Origin of the sequence: Terribium retamae (assembly GCF_022347545.1) — a bacterium.
GTDB lineage: Bacteria > Pseudomonadota > Alphaproteobacteria > Rhizobiales > Rhizobiaceae > Mesorhizobium > Mesorhizobium retamae.
The window spans coordinates 1-16,451 of the sequence record NZ_JAKREW010000067.1; the positions used below are offsets into that span (position 1 = coordinate 1).

Here is a 16,451-nt window from a genome sequence, read left to right on the forward strand (position 1 = left end):
GAGCCGGCATCGGCGCGCAGGCGGTGGCCGCGGCGATCGCCGATGCCCGTTCGCGCGGCGACGACCGGCTGGTCCTGGAGGTGATCGAAAGCAACCACAAGGCGATCTCGACCTACACCAGAGCGGGTTTCGAAACCCGCCGTCGGCTGGCAGGCTATACGCATGACCCGGTCGAGCGCGGACCCGAGCAGCCGGAAGACGGTGCCCTGTCATGCCCGGCTGACTTCGTCCTGCCGCTGCTGCTCGATGCCTGGCCGAAGGATGCGAGCTGGCAGACATCGCCGCTTTGCTTTGCCGGCGCAACAAACCCGATCGAAGCGTTCCGGAACGACGATCGAACAGCCGGCGCCTTGGTCGACGCGAGCGGGTCGACGGTGCGCCTGCTGGCTCTCGCTGTCCAGGCCTCCCGGCAACGGCAAGGCATCGGTCGCCGTTTCATGCAGAGCCTGCTCGCGCGGTTTGCGGACCGGCCCTGGGCCATTTCGGCAACGCTGCCTGCGGCGCAGGCGGCAAGCTTCCTGACCGGGACGGACTGGAAGCAGACGGCAGTCACCCAACTGGAGATGGAACTGTCGCTCGCCGACGGATGAGCCGGGCACGTCTGCCTGAAGAAGGCTAGGCCTGCTTCAATGCCGATACGGCCGCCTCGCTGTTGCGGATATGGTCGTCCGCGTCGGGTTGGCGCTGCACCAGCAGGATGAACAGCAGGTCGGTCAGCGCCAGTTGCGCATCGCGCGCCGAGATGGCGGAGGAGCGCACGCCGTCATCGTCGCCCACCGAATAAAGAACGAGGTCGGCGATGCGGCTGAGCGGATTGTTCTTCAGCGATGTCATGACGACGACCGCCGCACCCCGCGCCTTGGCCTGCTCGGCGATGCGCAGCGTCTCGATGCTGGTGCCCGAATGCGAGAGCGCGAACAAGACGTCTTTCGGGCCGAGCGACGAGGCACTGGCCAATTGCACATGGCTGTCACTGTCATGCAGGACATTGCGGCCGAGCTTCATCAGCTTGATGGCGAAGTCGCGCGCCACCAGCGCCGAAGCGCTGACGCCGGCGAGGTGGATGCGACCGGCCCTGTCCAAGCGGTCGAGCACTTCGCCGATGGTCTGTTCGGTGTTGATCGACGTGGTCTGCTGCATGGAGGCGAGCTTGCTGGCGACCAGCTTCTGCAGCACGGTCATATAGCCGTCGCCGCGTTCGATCGAACCATGCACCATGCCGGCCGGGGCCTGCCATTGCTTGGTCTTCGCCTCGCTGACGGCCAGCTTCAGCTGCTGATAGGTGGCATAGCCGAGCTTCTGCGAGAACTTCACCACGCTCGACTGGCTGCGGCCGGTCTGCTCGGCGAGCGCGGCCGACGACAGCTGCAGCATCTCGTCGGGATTGTCGACGATGAACTGGCCGATCTGCCGGTCGGCCGGCGCCATGGTGTCGAGCGTGGCGTGGATCTTCGTGAGAACCGACATTGAGACCTGCCTCTTCGTTCCGATCCGGACAGTTACGCACGATCTTGATCAGGAATAGAATATTCCAATGCAGGTTGACAGGTAAGAATATCCGGGTCAACTCTCGCATCGGTCCTGCCGGTTCGACGGCAGCCGGATTGGATCCTGAACCATGGACAGATTGCGTATCGTCGGCGGGCAGCGGCTGCAAGGCGCGGTCGCGATCTCCGGCGCGAAGAACGCGGCGCTGCCGCAGATCGCGGCATCGCTGCTCAGCCCGCATCCGCTCGAACTGACCAACCTGCCGGCGGTCAGCGACGTCGACAACATGCTGAGCGTGATCACGCAGCACGGTGCCGAAATCAGCCGCTCGGCGCATGCCGTGACGATCGAAACGGCTGCCGCGGTCTCCCGGGAGACGAGCTACGATACGGTGCGCAAGATGCGCGCCACCGTGCTGGTGCTGGGCCCGCTGCTGGCGCGTTTCGGCCAGGCGCAGGTCTCGCTTCCGGGCGGCTGCGCCATCGGTGCGCGGCCGGTCGACATGCACATCAAGGCGCTCGGCCTTCTGGGTGCCGATATCGGCATCCAGGGCGGCTCGATCGTCGCCAGCGCGCCAAACGGTTTGACCGGCGCGCGCATCGTGCTCGGCTCGCCTTCCGTCGGCGCCACCGAGACGGCGATGATGGCGGCAACGGCTGCAAGGGGCGAAACCGAGATCGTCAATGCCGCGCGTGAACCGGAGGTGGCAGACCTCGCCGCCTGCCTGAACGCCATGGGCGCGGTGATCGAAGGCGCCGGCACGCATCGCATCCTCGTCCAGGGCGGCACGGTCTGGCGCGCGGCGACGCATCACACCATCCCCGACCGCATCGAAGCCGGCACCTATGCCATCGCCGCCGCGATCACCGGCGGCCAGCTGGAGCTGACGCATGCACGGCTGGAGCATCTCGCCTCGGTGGTGCAGATCCTCGAAGCGACAGGCGTCAGCGTCTGGCCCGGCGACCGCGGCCTGATCGTCTCGCGCGACGGGCCGCTGCGCGCCGTCGATGCCACGACCGAGCCCTATCCCGGCTTTCCGACCGATTTGCAGGCGCAATTCATGGCGCTGATGTGCTGTGCGCCGGGCGCGTCCCTGCTGCGCGAGACCGTGTTCGAAAACCGCTTCATGCATGTGCCGGAACTGATGCGGCTCGGCGCCAACATCACCTTGCAGGGAACGTCGGCGCTGGTGCGCGGCGGCACGCCCCTGCGCGGCGCGCAGGTGATGGCGACCGACCTGCGTGCCTCGGTCTCGCTGGTGCTGGCCGCGCTCGTCGCCGAGGGCGAAAGCATCGTCAACCGCGTCTACCATCTCGATCGCGGTTATGAGAGCCTCGACCGCAAGCTGCGCATGTGCGGCGCGACCATCGAACGGTTTCGCGAATGAAAACCGCCCCGCGATTCTATCTCGGCGTCGACGGCGGCGGCACCGGTTGCCGTGCCCGCATTGAGGACGAGGCCGGCACCATCCTCGGCCAGGGTCTTTCCGGGCCGGCGACGACGCGTCTTGGCATCGAGACGGCCTGGGCGTCGATCGCCCGCGCCTACGAGGCCGCCGCGGAAGAAGCCGGCTTCGGCGCTGCCGAATTCAAGCACACCGCAGCCGGCATCGGCCTGGCCGGCATCGGCCGCAAGGGTGCGCTGGAAGCGCTGCAGGCGATCGCGCATCCCTTTCTCGACATCGACTTCACCAGCGACGGCATGGGCGCCTGCCTCGGCGCGCATTCCGGTCTTGACGGCGCCATCGTCATCGCCGGCACCGGATCGATCGGCCTCGGCTTCGTCGAGGGCCAGCCTCTGCGCGTCGGCGGCTACGGCTTCCCGATCTCGGACGAAGGCAGCGGCGCCGATCTCGGGCTGAAGGCTGTGCAGCTCGCACTTCGTGCGCATGACGGGCGGCATGACCGCTCCGCGCTGCTCTCCGAAATCATGCATCGGTTCCAGGACGATCCGATGGAGGCGGTGGCCTGGATGGATCGCGCCACCGCGACCGACTATGCCGCGCTTGCCCCGACGGTAATGCGCCACGCCGACCAGGGCGATGCCGCCGGCCGGCGCATCGTGCAGTCGGCGGCCGAACATATCGACACGCTGGTGCGCACGCTGTTCGAAAAGGGCGCGCCGCGCGTGACGCTGCTGGGTGGCCTTTCCAGCCCGCTGGAGCCCTGGCTGGCGCCGGATGTGCGCCGGCGCCTGAAGCCGGCGGACGGCGACGCCGTATCGGGCGCCATCATCCTGGCCCGGCAACGACGCGGCCGTTGATATCAGGCGCTTTGCTAAACGTTCGAAGTCATCACCTTTTGGACGATCTTCCACGTTCCATGAACCTTCAGGCATGACAGCATGTCGGTGAAGATGCGGGGCGGGACCTGCAGTTTCACCTTCATCAGCGCGAGTTCGTTCTCGACATCGATCGACAATATGTGGTCCTCGCGATCGAAGCCCTGCTGTTTCGGAGCTTTCGCATTGCGGACGGCTGCCAGCCATGTCGCGATCGGCGTCACGCTCACGCCGCCGTCTTCGCCGATCTTCGTCACGGAGCTCGAGGGATGGAGTATGGATGCGAATTTCCCGGCATCCATTTCATAGGCGGCGTCGAAGTAGGTCTGCGCGAGCGCGCGCAATGCGGAAACATCCGTATCCATGGTTTTCCTGATGAACTGTTGAACTGATCAACGCGACCCCGGCCATCCCGTGCGGCACTCCAGGCGTGCTCGCCGATCGCGGTTGGCGTCTCGTTGCCGATCAAGCTAGGACAGGATGATTTATGAGTGTAGCCATGTTGCTTGATATAGATTCATGAACCATACTCATAAATTATGAAAAGCGAACTGAACGAACTCGCAGCGTTCGCGATGGTCGCCCGCGAACGAAGCTTCACCCGGGCCGCGGCAAAGCTGGGTGTCTCCCAATCGGCCCTCAGCCACACCATACGGGGGCTGGAGCAGCGGCTCGAATTGCGGCTTCTTGCCCGGACAACGAAGAGCGTTGCCCCGACCGCTGCGGGGGCAGCGCTGCTGCAGGATCTGTCTCCGGCGCTCGAGCAGATCGCTGTCGCGCTCGACAAAGCCCGAAGCGTCCGGCACCGGCCCGCGGGCCGCCTTCGGATCGTGATGTCGCGCTCGGCCGCAGTCATGGTGATGCTGCCGCGGCTCGCGGCATTCGCCGAGGCCTATCCCGACGTCGTTCTCGACGTGGCCACCGTCACCGGGCCTGTCGACCTCGTTGCCGGCGAATTCGATGCCGGCATCCAGCTCGGCGAATACATCCAGAAGGACATGATCGCAGTGCGTGTCTCACCGGATCTGCGATTGGCCGTGGTGGGATCGCCCGGCTATTTCTCGTCACGGTCCATTCCACGGGAACCGAAGGATCTCAACGATCATCGATGCATCACCCTGCGGCTGCCGGGCGGTCCATATCGATGGGAGTTCGAGCGCGGGCGAAAGTCGGTCACGATCGGCGTGAATGGGCCACTGGTCATCGACGACACCCATCTGGTGATCCAGGCGGCGCTTGCCGGCGTCGGCCTCGGTCTGGTCTATGACGAGCAGGTCGCCGAAGACATTGCCGACGGTCGGCTTGTCCGCGTCCTGGAAGACTGGACGCCGCCAATTCCCGGCTTCTTCATGTATTATCCCAGCCGCCACCATCAGCCTACTGCACTGTCTGCACTGGTGACCGCGCTGCGAGCCAAGCCGGCTCCAGGGTAGGAATATTCAATTCCAAACCCGATTGACATCGAGGAATAATGCATTCTAAATGGTTAACGGGATGCTACCGGACCGGTACGCCCTGGACTCTTGTTTGACGCACGATCTTTCTCTGAAAAGTCTGCAACTTTTCGGGATCATGCTCAGGAATGCAAAGGTAAAAGCCGTGTCTGAAAAAGGCTTGATAACAGAGCTGGAACGGCTGGTTTCCGAGGAACGAAACCCGCGCACCATGGACATGGACCTACTGCCGACGGTCGAGCTGCTGCGCAGGATCAATGACGAGGACAAGGGCGTGGCCTATGCGGTCGAGAAGGTGATCCCCGAGATCGCCGCCTGCGTCGACCGCATCGCCGACGCCTTCGCCAAGGGCGGCCGCCTGATCTATATGGGCGCCGGCACCAGCGGGCGGATCGGCGTACTGGACGCTTCCGAATGCCCGCCCACTTTCCGCGTGCCGCCGACCATGGTGATCGGGCTGATCGCCGGCGGCTATGACGCGCTCACCAAGGCGACCGAAGGCGCCGAGGACAGCCAGGCCCGGGGCGCTGAGGCGCTGGCCGAGATTGGCCTCACCGACAAGGATATCGTGGTGGGCATCGCCGCGAGCGGGCGCACGCCCTATGTCATCGGCGGGCTGAACCATGCCAGGAAGGTCGGCGCCACCACCGTCGCGCTGTCCTGCAATCCGCATTCGGCGATCGCAGCGATCGCCGACATCGCCATCTCGCCCATCGTCGGCCCGGAAGTGCTGACGGGCTCCACCCGCATGAAAGCCGGCACCGCCGAGAAGCTGGTGCTGAACATGCTGACCACCGCCAGCATGGTGAAGATCGGCAAGACCTACCAGAACCTGATGGTCGACCTCAAAGCCTCCAACAGGAAGCTGGTGGCGCGTGCCGCGCGCATCGTGATGCAGGCGACCGACTGCACGCTTGAAGAGGCCGAAGCAGCCCTTGCCCAGACCCACAACGACGTGAAACTGGCGATCCTCGTCACAATGACGGGGATGAACCCTGCCGAGGCGCGGTTTGCGCTGGAAGGTGCGGGGGGCTTCCTGCGAAAAGCGATCGAGCACAGCGGGCCCGCGGCCATGTAGGACGAGGGTGGCCACGAAGATCGGCCAAGAAGAACGATAAGGGAGGATGACATGAGCAATCGAATGACGCGGCTGGCGGGCGTGGCCATGGCCGCCATGCTGAGCGCGACGGCACTTGCCGGCACCGCAGACGCAGCCAAGCTGCGCATGGCCTGGGCGCAGGATGCGACCGGCCTCGACCCGCACAAGCAGACCGCCTTCTCGTCGCTGCGGCTGCTCGAACTGATCTACGAGCCTCTGGTGCGCCTCGATGCCGATTTGCAGATCGTTCCGGGCATCGCCAGGAGCTGGCAATTCTCCGCCGACGCCAAGGAGCTGACGTTCAAGCTCGATCCCAAGGCGAAGTTCCAGAACGGTGCCGCCGTGACGCCGGCGGATGTGAAGGCATCCTTCGAACGCATCCTCGACGAGAAGACGGGCGCGGCCAACCGCGCCAACTATCTGTCGATCGCCCGCATCGAGACCCCCGATGCCGAAACCGTCGTCTTCAAGCTGTCGCAGCCCGATGCGCCGATCCTGACCGCGATGACCGACACCAATTCGTCGATCGTTCCGGCAAGCGAGATCCAGGCTGGCACCATCGGCACCAAGGCGGTCGGGTCGGGCCCGTTCAAGCTGGAACGCTGGGACCCCAACTCCAAGGAAGTGCTGGTGGCCAACAAGGATTGGGCCGGCGGCCCGACCGGGCTGGAGGGCATCGAGATCAGCGTGCTGCCGGATGAGACCGCCATCCTGGCGGCGATGCGCACCGGACAGATCGACTTCGCGCTGCTCAACGATCCGCTTATCGCGACGCTGGTGCCGAACGAACCCAAGCTCCAGCTCAACCGCGCGCCGGTGCTGGCTTATCACGTGCTGCAGCTCAACCCGGCGCGCAAGCCGATGAACGAGCTTGCCGTGCGCCAGGCGATCTCCTGCGCCGTCGACAGGCAGGCGGTGCTCGACACGGCCTCGCTCGGCGAAGGCAAGGTGACCGGCCCGCTGACCATGCCGTTCTTCGCATCCGATCCGAACACGCTGTTCTGCTACCAGCGCGACGTGGAGAAGGCCAAGAAGCTGATGGCCGATGCCGGCATGGCCGACGGCTTCACCGCAACGGTGATCGCCGCCACCGGCGAGCCGCCGACGGCGGCGGCCGAAGCCCAGGTGCTGCAGTCGCAGCTCGCCGAAATCGGCGTGAAGCTCGACATCAAGATGATGGAGCTCAACGTCTATGTCGACACCTGGCTGAAGGGCGACTTCGACATGGCCGTGGCGCTGAACGGCGGACGTCCCGACCCCTACACAATGTACAACCGCTACTGGACGAAGAACGGCAATCTGCAGAAGGTCTCCAACTTCGCCGACGATACGCTGGACAAGGCGCTGCAGGAAGGCCGTGCCGAGACCGACCGCGATAGGCGCAAGGCGATCTTCACCGATTTCGAGAAGCAGCTCGCCGAGAAGTCGCCCTGGGTGTGGCTCTACACCTCCTATGGCTATACGGCGCAGCAGAAGAACGTGAAGGGCTTCGTGCCGATGCCGACCGGCTCGCTGGCCAGCCTCGGCAAGGTGACGATCGGGGAATGATCGCGACGGCGGGAGGAGCAATCTGTGAAGAGGCGCACGCTCCTTCGTTTCATCAAGGCAATCGCATATGAACGTGCTGCGGCAAGGGCTATTTTTCTGCGTTCCGGAATGGATCCCCGACACTCTCCACTCCCTTCGCTCCCTGCGAGGTCGAGGATGACGAGTTCCTTATTCGCCTTCCGCCACCTGCAAGCGGGGATACAACCGTGACAATTAGCGCTGGCAGCTCATGAAGCCCGTCATCCTCGATCTCGGAGCGACCGAAGGGAGTGGAGAGTGTCGGGGGTCCATTCCGGAACGCAGAGGAAGGCGCGGCCCAGCCCTGCCCCGCGACCTCCCCAGAAGCATCTTCCACCTCGACACCGATGCTCCCGGCAAAGGGGACCGGTTCCAACGTCGATACAGGGACAACTCGTGAACTATCTGATACGGCGCCTTGCAGCCTTTCCCCTGGTCCTGATCGGGGTCTCGATCGTGGTCTTCGTCGCCATCCGCCTCGTGCCGGGCGACGCGATCACGGCGATGCTGGGCACCGAGGCCGGCCTGCTGACGCCGCAGCAGCGCGAGTCGCTCGCCGTCTATTTCGGCATCGACCAACCCTGGCCGGTGCAGTACTGGCACTGGCTCACCGGCCTGTTCTCCGGCAACCTCGGCATTTCCGCGACCTATGGCAAGCCGGTGCTGGGGGTCATTCTCGAGCACTTCCCGCTGACGCTGGAACTGGCGCTGCTGTCGATGCTGATCGCGCTGGCGATCGGCGTGCCGGCCGGCGTTTTTGCCGCAACGCGCAACGAGCGCCCGGCCGATCTTTCGGTGCGCGTCGCTGCGATGATCGGCCAGTCGACACCGAGCTTCGTCGTCGGCCTGGTGCTCATCTACATCCTGTCGGCAGGTTTCGGCGTGCTGCCGACGATGGGCGCCTTCACGCCGCTGTGGCAGGATCCGCTGCAGAACCTTAGCCAGATGATCCTGCCCGCGATCACGCTGGGCTTGGCCTTCGCGGCATCGGTGACGCGCGTGTCGCGCTCGGCCATGCTCGACGTGCTGAGCGACGACTATGTGCGCACCGCGCGCGCCAAGGGCACGCCGGAGCGGCGCGTGATCTGGCGGCACGCGCTGCCGAATGCGCTGGTGCCGGTGGTGACGCTGAGCGGTATCGAATTCGGCTATCTGCTCGGCGGAGCGGTCATCGTCGAACAGATCTACGCACTGCCCGGCCTCGGCCGCATGGTGCTGGAGGCGATCCAGCAGCGCGACTATGCGCTGGTGCAAGGCTCGGTACTGTTCGTCGCCCTCAACTTCATGATCGTGAACCTTCTGGTCGACCTCGCCTATGTGGCGCTTGACCCACGCATCCGCCTGGAGGGCCGGTGATGGGCATGGTCAAGGCGGTCTTCGCGCATCCAAGCGGCCGCATCGGCGGCGTGATCGTGCTCGTCTATCTCGTCATCGCCCTGCTCGGCGCTTTCGGCCTCACCCCGCATGATCCGCTGATGCAATACCGCATCGTACGGCTGCACGGGCCTTCGGCCGCCCACTGGATGGGCACCGACCTGTTCGGCCGCGACGTCGCCAGCCGCCTCATGAAAGGCGTCGGCCAGTCCTTCACCGTCGCCTTCTTCTCGGTCACCGCGGCAGCCCTCGCCGGCACCGTGCTCGGCCTGACGGCGGCCTGGTACGGCAAGCGCTGGGACACGGTCCTGATGCGGCTGATGGATGTGCTGCTGGCTTTCCCGGCGATCCTGCTGGCACTGCTGGTGGTGACGATCATCGGCCCCGGCACGTGGACCAGCGTGATGGCGATCGCCATCGTCTATACGCCTATCTTCACGCGGGTCGTGCGTGGCCCGGCTTTGTCGCTCAAGGCACGCGACTTCGTCGATGCGGCACGCACCTTCGGCTCGAGCCGCTTCTACATCCTGACCCGCCACCTGCTGCTCAATCTCGTCGCACCGCTGACCGTGCAGGTGACGCTGGCGCTGGCCTGGGCGCTGCTGACGGAGGCCGGCCTCTCCTTCCTCGGCCTCGGCACGCAGCCGCCGACCTCGTCGCTCGGCCTGATGCTGAGCGACAGCCGCAACCTGATGGAGCAGGCGCCCTGGCTGCTCGCCTTCCCGGCGTTGGCGATCATGCTGTCGATCCTCGGCTTCAACCTGCTGGGCGACGCGCTGCGCGACATCCTCGACCCCAAGACGAGGAGGGCGTGAGGATGCCGGAGATCAGAACGATTGCGGCGAAACCGATCCTTTCGGTCCGCGACCTGCATGTGAGTTTTGGCCGTGGCAGCGAGGCCAAGGAAGTCGTGCACGGCGTCAGTTTCGACCTCGGCGTCGGCGAGGTGCTGGCCATCGTCGGCGAAAGCGGCTCCGGCAAATCCGTCACCGCGCTCTCGACCAACCGGCTGATCGACTATGCCGGCGGGCGCATCGCCGGCGGCACGATCGAGCTCACGCGCGCCGACGGCAGCATCACCGATATCGGCACCGCCGACACGCGCGAATTGACCAGGATCCGCGGCGCCGAGATCGGCGTCATCTTCCAGGAGCCGATGACCTCGCTGAACCCGGTGCTCACCATCGGCAGCCAGATCGAGGAAGCGTTCCAGCTGCATCGCGGCCTGACCGGCAGGCAGGCCAAGGCCGCCGCACGCGAAGCGCTGGAGCGCGTCCGCATTCCCGATGCCGGGCGCCGGCTGGCGGCGACACCGGACCAGCTTTCCGGCGGCATGCTGCAGCGGGTGATGATTGCCATGGCGCTGGCCTGCAACCCGCGCCTGCTGATCGCCGACGAGCCGACCACGGCGCTCGACGTCACGGTGCAGGCGCAGATCATGGCGCTGCTGGCGGAACTCAGACGCGAAACCGGCATGTCGATGATCTTCATCAGCCACGACATCGGGCTGGTGGCCGGCATCGCCGACCGCGTGATGGTGATGCAGGACGGCCGCGCCGTCGAACAGGGCGAGTTGAGCCAGATCCTAGACCGTCCCCAGCACCCCTACACCAAACATCTGCTGCATGCCGTGCCGCATTTTTCCGGCGGCAGCGCTGCGCGGACGGATGGCACGCGCGCGCAAGCGGACGAGAAGCCCGAGGCGGCCAAGCCGACGCCGCCCAAACCGACACTGAGAGTCGACGATCTCGTCGTGCGCTATCCGATGAAGAGCGGCTGGCTCGGCCGGCCCTTCGGCGCGGTGCATGCGGTGGACGGCGTCGGCTTCGACCTGATGGCGGGCGAGACGCTGGCGATCGTCGGCTAAAGCGGCTCGGGCAAATCGACAACGGCGCGCGCCGTGCTCGGTCTCGTCGCGCCGACGCGCGGCACCTTCGCCGTCGACGCGCAAACGGCCAGGCCCGGGCAAAGCCGCCTGCCGGTGCAGATGGTGTTCCAGAACCCCTATGCCTCGCTCAACCCGCGCCTCAGCGTCGAGCAGATCCTGGCCGAGCCTGTGATCGCTGCCGGCCAGCGCATCGACGCCGCTATGCGCGACAGGATGGCGGCGCTGCTCAAACGGGTCGGCCTGCCGCAGGACAGCCTCATGCGCTACCCGCACCAGTTCTCCGGCGGCCAGCGCCAGCGGCTGTGCATCGCACGCGCGCTGATGCTGAACCCTTCGGTCGTGGTGCTGGACGAAGCGGTGTCGGCGCTCGATGTCTCGGTGCAGGCGCGCGTGCTCGAACTTCTGGTCGACCTGCAGCGCGAATACGGCCTTGCCTATCTGTTCATTTCGCACGACATGGCGGTGGTGGAACGGATCGCACATCGCGTCGCCGTGATGTTCGCCGGCCAGATCGTCGAGATCGGAGACGCGAAATCGGTGTTGTCGAACCCCCGGCATCCCTACACCAGGAAGCTGATCGAGGCTGTGCCGACGATCGAGCGGCGCCGGCAGCATTTCGAGCTGGACACACGGCAGGTGCCTTCGCTGGTACGGCCGCTCGGTTACGAACCGGCGCCGGCAAGCTGGCTTCAGTTCGGCCACGACCATAAGGTGCGCGCCGAAGGAGAGCTGCAAGGATGAGCACCGCAGGGCAGTCGGGTGAAGCTTCGCCGGCCGATACCTTCAACCCAAAGGGGGAGCGGGGTGCACACGTCTTGCATAGGGGTGCTTCGACCACGAATGCGCTGCTGCCCCTCATCGCCCTGCCGGGCACTTCTCCCCGTGAACGGGGAGAAGGAGGCTGGCCGCAACGATGGCGCTCATTCTGCAATGCTGGCGATTGGCGAAATCCTCGGCGAGAGCGTCCCTCTCCCCGTTCACGGGGAGAGGATGCCGGCAGGCAGGTGAGGGGCAACGCGGACCGTCGAACTTCACGCACCGCGAAGTACTTGTGTTCATCCCTTAGCCTTCGAGGGGTAAAGGTAAATGCCTTCATCCGGGTGCCCTTGTGAGCGCCAATAATCTCCAGCGGCGTTTCGACCGGGCCTTTGGCGCGCTGCGGCAGGCGGTGGAAACGAACCACATCCCGGGAGGCGTTCTGGGGCTGGTGACGCGCGACGGCCAGCGGCTCACCCGCGCCACGGGGCTCGCGCAGCGCGTGCCGTCGGAGCGTGCGATGCGCGAGGACACCTGGTTCGACCTGGCCTCGCTGACCAAGGTCATCTTCACCACGCCGCGCATACTGGCGCTTGCTGCGACCGGCGCCATCGACCTCGATGCGCCGCTGACCACGGCGCTGCCGGACCTGCGCCAATACGATGCCGATTGCTGGGAGCGGCAGGTCACCTTCCGCCAATGCCTCGGCCACCAGACGCCCTTCCCCGCGGTGGCACCGATCTACACCTATGGCCGCGACCCGGACCTGCTGCGGGCTTTCGTGCTGCAGCGCGAGTGGCACAGGAGTGCGTCGGTCTATTCCGACATCAACTTCATCCTGCTGGGCTTCGCCCTGGAGCGCCAGGCCGGCCAGACGATCCGCGACATGGACGCCGGACCCGGCTTTGCGTTCTCGGCCGATCCCGAACAGTCGGCAGCGACCGAGGATTGCACCTGGCGCCACCGGGTGCTCAGCGGCGAGGTGCATGACGACAATTGTTCCGCACTGCAGGGCGCCGGCCATGCCGGGCTGTTCGGCACCGCTGCCGCCGTGCTCGACTTCGCGCAGGGCTTGCTCGACGGCACCGGCGCTTCGCACGAAGCCATCACGCTGATGCGCACGCCGCTCTCCGACAAGCGCACGCATGGCTGGGAACATGCCTATGAGGGCTGGTCGGGCGGCAATCGCTGCAGCGCCGGCACCATCGGGCATACCGGCTTCACCGGAACCGGGCTGTGGATCGATTTCGACGCCGGGCACGCCTGGACCCTGCTGACCAACCGCATCCATCCTACCCGCCATTTCGACAGCGGCATCGTCGACCTTCGCCGCCATGTCGGCGACCTCATAATTGGAGCACAACAATGACCCCTGTCTGGTCGGTCGGGCTGATGACCGGAACCGTGCTCGACGGCAATATCGACGTCGCATTGCTCAAGACCGACGGCGAGACGATCGAGGCCTTCGGCGCCTATGCGCTGGTTCCCTATGCGCCTTCGATCCGCACCATGCTGGAGGAAGCGCAGGCGGCCGCCCGGGTCTGGAATTTCGAGGGACCAGAACCTGCCATCTTCGCGCAAGCCGAAGCCGCGCTCACCCGTGCCCAGTCGGCAGCGGTCAAGCAGGTGGTCGAGCAGGCAGGCATGGGCATGGCCGATATCGGCGTGGTCGGCTTCCATGGCCAGACCGTGCTGCACAGGGGTCCGCAAAAGGGCCGCATCGGCGACACGCGCCAGCTCGGCGACGGTGCGCTGATGCACGCCATCCTCGGGGCCAAGGTGGTCTATGACTTCCGCACCGCCGATGTCCGTGCCGGCGGCCAGGGCGCGCCGCTGGCGGCCGCCTATCATGCGGCGCTGCTGGGGACTGCCGGCGCCAGCGGCGACAGCGCCATCCTCAATCTCGGGGGTGTCGGCAATGTCACCTGGTGGGACGGCAAGGGCGATATCGTCGCCTTCGACACCGGGCCGGCCAATGCGCCGATCAACGATTTCATCAAGGCGCGCGGGCTGGGCGAAATGGACCGCGACGGCGCGCTTGCCGCCAAAGGCAAGGTGGACGAGGCGCGGCTGGCGACGCTGCTCGAGCATCCTTATCTCGCAGCACCCTATCCGAAGTCGCTCGACCGCTTCGACTTCACCGCCGCGATGGCCGACGGCTTGGGCAACGAGGACGGCGCCGCCCTGCTCACCGCCTTCAGCGCAGCCTGTGTCGGCAAGGCGCTGGACCTGCTGCCGCGGCGGCCGAAGACGCTGTTCGTTTCGGGCGGGGGCCGCCACAATCCGACATTCATGGCGATGCTGAAACAGAGGGCGGACGTCGATGCGGTTTCCGCCGACAAGCTCGGCTGGCGCGGCGATGCCGTCGAGGCCGAGTGTTTCGCCTTCCTGGCCGTGCGGGCGCTGCGCGGCATGCCGATCAGCTTCCCCAGCACGACCGGCGTGCCCGAACCGATGACCGGCGGTCGCATCGCTGGCTAGATCCCCGCGACCCTCGGGCGCGAACGCCGATGCCAGCGAGCCACACTCTCCGATCGCTTGGCGCTCCGCGAGCCCGGAAATAACGGGCTTCCTTTGCAGTCAGGCTTATTACTCCGGCGGAAGCTCTTTCGGTCAAGGCCTGCACGGCAGATCGGCAAAGCGGGCCTATCCTCAGGCACTGCCCTCGACGCGCATCAGCCGCAGATCGGTGGTCCGCCGCTGCGTGCAGGCCGTCATCAACGCCATGCAGAGAAGTTCCACATCCGCCGCATGCGGCTGCCAGCCGCATACGCAACGGTCGAACCCGAGATGCGCATCCGCCATCTCCCGGTAGATCGAGCCGATCGACCGCGCCGCCAGCCGCAGCACCGCCAGTGGCGGCAGGTTGGTGGCATGCATGGCCTCGCACAGTTCTTTCATGATCACCGCGCGGATCCGTGCCTCGGCTTCGTCCTGGCGACGTTCGATTTCCATCTGCATCACATACTCACTCTGGATTGCGGGAAGCGGACGTGGCGATGGGCTGCGGCGCTTGCGTTCGGTTGCCGTCGATCAATCGGCCTTGTCGGGCTCGCCGATCCCGGCGCTGTCCAGCGCCTGGCGCGCGTGGTCGAGCTGCCGCATCGCCGAGAACAGCATCTCCCGGTCGCCGAGATGCGATTCCCACAAGGCCACGAAGATCGCGTTTTCGGAGGTATGCGGGCCCGGCGCATCCTGCGCGCGGCGCAGGCTTTCGTCGGCGATGCGCTTGGCCTGGTGAAGCCGGGACAACGAAATCTCGAGAGCCGTCAGGGACTCGCGAAGGTGGTTCGCTTCCCCGGTCAGTTCGCGATGTTCGAAGGTGGCGCCCGAGGCGCCGGAGGGCCTGTAGTTGATCATGCCGCCCGTTCCTATCCATGCCATTGCCACGTCGCTCGACCCGATCGATCTCCCCTGTGGACGATGCTGATCCTGCCCCGGAGCAGAGCCAAGTCGTCAGTTTCGGGGTCTGAGCGTTGATGTCGCGGTGGGATCACACCTGCGCGACGCTATCGACATTACAACGCAAATCCGGTTCTGTGAATACAAACTGGAGTAAAATTATCATGTTTTAAATCCAACCATGGATGGAGGAGACCTGGAGACCCAGGTGCGCATGATCAGAGCGTATATCGACGGTCATCTCGAATGACTGTCGGAGCGGGCGCCTGGTCGGTCAGCGGTGCCCTGCGCGCGCGCGTCGGCGCGGGAGCCAAGCGGAAGGCTGCGCCAGCGATCGAGGCGCTCCAGATGAATCGGCAGCCAGGATCTCTCGTATCGTCGACGGCGGCGGGATCGTTGAGTCGCAGGGATGCAGAGGCTCGCGAGCCTTCATCCCAACGCGAGGACCGGCGCATAGGCGTTGATGATCCAAATTTCCGGTTTATAAGTTTCTGGTTTGATAGATTTTAGTATGGATAGCTTTCCTTTTGCAGCGGCTCTGCCACAAGATGCGGCGCCGAAGACCATTTTGAGGAACGATTACTCGCAGGAGAGAAGTAATGACTTTTTTCTATGTGCTCTTGGCTTTCATTGTCGGGTTGTTGATCGGTTGGTTTTTATGGGGGCGTCTGCGCGATGAGCTTGCGCGTACACGCAGCGATGTCGAAAGCATCCGCAACGAGCGCGACAGGCTGAAATCCGATGCGAAACGCCTGACCGGCGATCTGGAAACCTGCGCCAACGCACGCGCCGATCTGGAGGTTCAACTGCGCGAGGCGAAATCCGCCTCGTCTTCCCCGGCTCCGCTGCGGGCTTCGTCGGCGACGGTTTCAGCAGCCCCGAGCAAGCCCGCGCCAGCCAAGGCAGCCACGGCGAAACCAGCCTCCGCAGCGGCAACGAAGCCAGCCGCGACAGCTGCATCCAAGCCGGCCACGGCAGCAGCATCAAAGGCGACGACCGCAGCCCCGGCCAAATCGGCAAAGGCAGCCGCGTCCAAGCCGGCGGCGGCAGCATCGAAACCAGCTACGGCGGCTGCATCCAAGGCCGCGCCAGCCAAGGCGCCCGCGGCGAAGCCAGCGGCGGCTGCAACCAAGCCGGCCACGGC

The 16,451-nt window shown here is 65.6% G+C and carries 15 protein-coding genes and 1 pseudogene; 11 read left to right on the forward strand and 5 right to left on the reverse strand.

The window, feature by feature from the left end; translation table 11 throughout:
* Nucleotides 1-590: GNAT family N-acetyltransferase (locus L4923_RS28815; RefSeq protein WP_239370542.1), on the forward strand; the 590-nt coding region annotated here is incomplete at its 5' end.
* A 25-nt stretch (nt 591-615) separates the two neighbouring features.
* Here L4923_RS28815 and L4923_RS28820 read toward each other — a convergent pair.
* Nucleotides 616-1,467 (reverse strand): MurR/RpiR family transcriptional regulator, encoded by an 852-nt coding sequence (locus L4923_RS28820; protein WP_239370543.1) that lies wholly within the window; start codon nt 1,465-1,467, stop codon nt 616-618.
* A gap of 151 nt (nt 1,468-1,618) precedes the next feature.
* Here L4923_RS28820 and murA point away from each other — a divergent pair, with 151 nt between their 5' ends.
* Together murA and L4923_RS28830 are read left to right on the forward strand one after the other, a co-directional pair.
* Nucleotides 1,619-2,875 carry a UDP-N-acetylglucosamine 1-carboxyvinyltransferase gene (gene murA, locus L4923_RS28825; protein WP_239370544.1) on the forward strand — a complete coding sequence of 419 codons (1,257 nt, stop codon included), beginning with the start codon at nt 1,619-1,621 and terminating at the stop codon, nt 2,873-2,875.
* Nucleotides 2,872-3,750 (forward strand): glucosamine kinase nucleotide-binding domain-containing protein, encoded by an 879-nt coding sequence (locus L4923_RS28830; protein ID WP_239370545.1) that lies wholly within the window; start codon nt 2,872-2,874, stop codon nt 3,748-3,750. The genes murA and L4923_RS28830 overlap by 4 nt, the downstream gene beginning before the upstream one ends.
* Nucleotides 3,751-3,764: 14 nt before the next feature.
* On the opposite strand, the gene L4923_RS28835 is transcribed toward L4923_RS28830, so the two are convergent.
* Nucleotides 3,765-4,133: a nuclear transport factor 2 family protein gene (locus L4923_RS28835; protein ID WP_239370546.1), complete on the reverse strand. Its 369-nt coding sequence runs from the start codon at nt 4,131-4,133 to the stop codon at nt 3,765-3,767.
* Between the two features lie 171 nt (nt 4,134-4,304).
* Here L4923_RS28835 and L4923_RS28840 point away from each other — a divergent pair, with 171 nt between their 5' ends.
* The 8 genes and pseudogenes from L4923_RS28840 (at nt 4,305) to L4923_RS28875 (ending at nt 14,386) form a co-directional block, all read left to right on the forward strand.
* A complete protein-coding gene (locus tag L4923_RS28840) occupies nt 4,305-5,201 on the forward strand; it encodes a LysR substrate-binding domain-containing protein (protein WP_239370556.1) in 897 nt (298 codons plus the stop codon).
* 166 nt (nt 5,202-5,367) lie between these two features.
* A complete protein-coding gene (murQ, locus tag L4923_RS28845) occupies nt 5,368-6,300 on the forward strand; it encodes an N-acetylmuramic acid 6-phosphate etherase (protein ID WP_239370547.1) in 933 nt (310 codons plus the stop codon).
* A gap of 51 nt (nt 6,301-6,351) precedes the next feature.
* Nucleotides 6,352-7,869 (forward strand): ABC transporter substrate-binding protein, encoded by a 1,518-nt coding sequence (locus L4923_RS28850; protein ID WP_239370548.1) that lies wholly within the window; start codon nt 6,352-6,354, stop codon nt 7,867-7,869.
* 414 nt (nt 7,870-8,283) lie between these two features.
* Nucleotides 8,284-9,243 carry an ABC transporter permease gene (locus L4923_RS28855; protein ID WP_239370549.1) on the forward strand — a complete coding sequence of 320 codons (960 nt, stop codon included), beginning with the start codon at nt 8,284-8,286 and terminating at the stop codon, nt 9,241-9,243.
* A complete protein-coding gene (locus tag L4923_RS28860; RefSeq protein WP_239370550.1) occupies nt 9,243-10,076 on the forward strand; it encodes an ABC transporter permease in 834 nt (277 codons plus the stop codon). The genes L4923_RS28855 and L4923_RS28860 overlap by 1 nt, the downstream gene beginning before the upstream one ends.
* A gap of 2 nt (nt 10,077-10,078) precedes the next feature.
* Nucleotides 10,079-11,890, forward strand: a pseudogene (locus L4923_RS28865) (ABC transporter ATP-binding protein).
* Between the two features lie 367 nt (nt 11,891-12,257).
* Entirely contained in the window at nt 12,258-13,274 is a 1,017-nt protein-coding gene (locus L4923_RS28870) for a serine hydrolase domain-containing protein (protein ID WP_239370551.1), read from the forward strand.
* Nucleotides 13,271-14,386 carry an anhydro-N-acetylmuramic acid kinase gene (locus L4923_RS28875; protein ID WP_239370552.1) on the forward strand — a complete coding sequence of 372 codons (1,116 nt, stop codon included), beginning with the start codon at nt 13,271-13,273 and terminating at the stop codon, nt 14,384-14,386. Before L4923_RS28870 ends, L4923_RS28875 begins: the two co-directional genes overlap by 4 nt.
* A 171-nt stretch (nt 14,387-14,557) precedes the next feature.
* Here L4923_RS28875 and L4923_RS28880 read toward each other — a convergent pair whose 3' ends face one another.
* From L4923_RS28880 to L4923_RS28890, 3 genes are all read right to left on the reverse strand, one after another.
* Complete coding sequence (locus L4923_RS28880; protein ID WP_239370553.1) at nt 14,558-14,866, reverse strand: hypothetical protein; 309 nt, start codon at nt 14,864-14,866, stop codon at nt 14,558-14,560.
* 72 nt (nt 14,867-14,938) lie between these two features.
* On the reverse strand, nt 14,939-15,265 hold the full coding sequence (locus L4923_RS28885) for a hypothetical protein (RefSeq protein WP_239370554.1): 327 nt from the start codon (nt 15,263-15,265) through the stop codon (nt 14,939-14,941).
* Nucleotides 15,266-16,109: 844 nt separating this feature from the next.
* A partial coding sequence (locus L4923_RS28890) for a hypothetical protein (RefSeq protein ID WP_239370555.1) occupies nt 16,110-16,451 on the reverse strand: 342 nt, incomplete at its 5' end.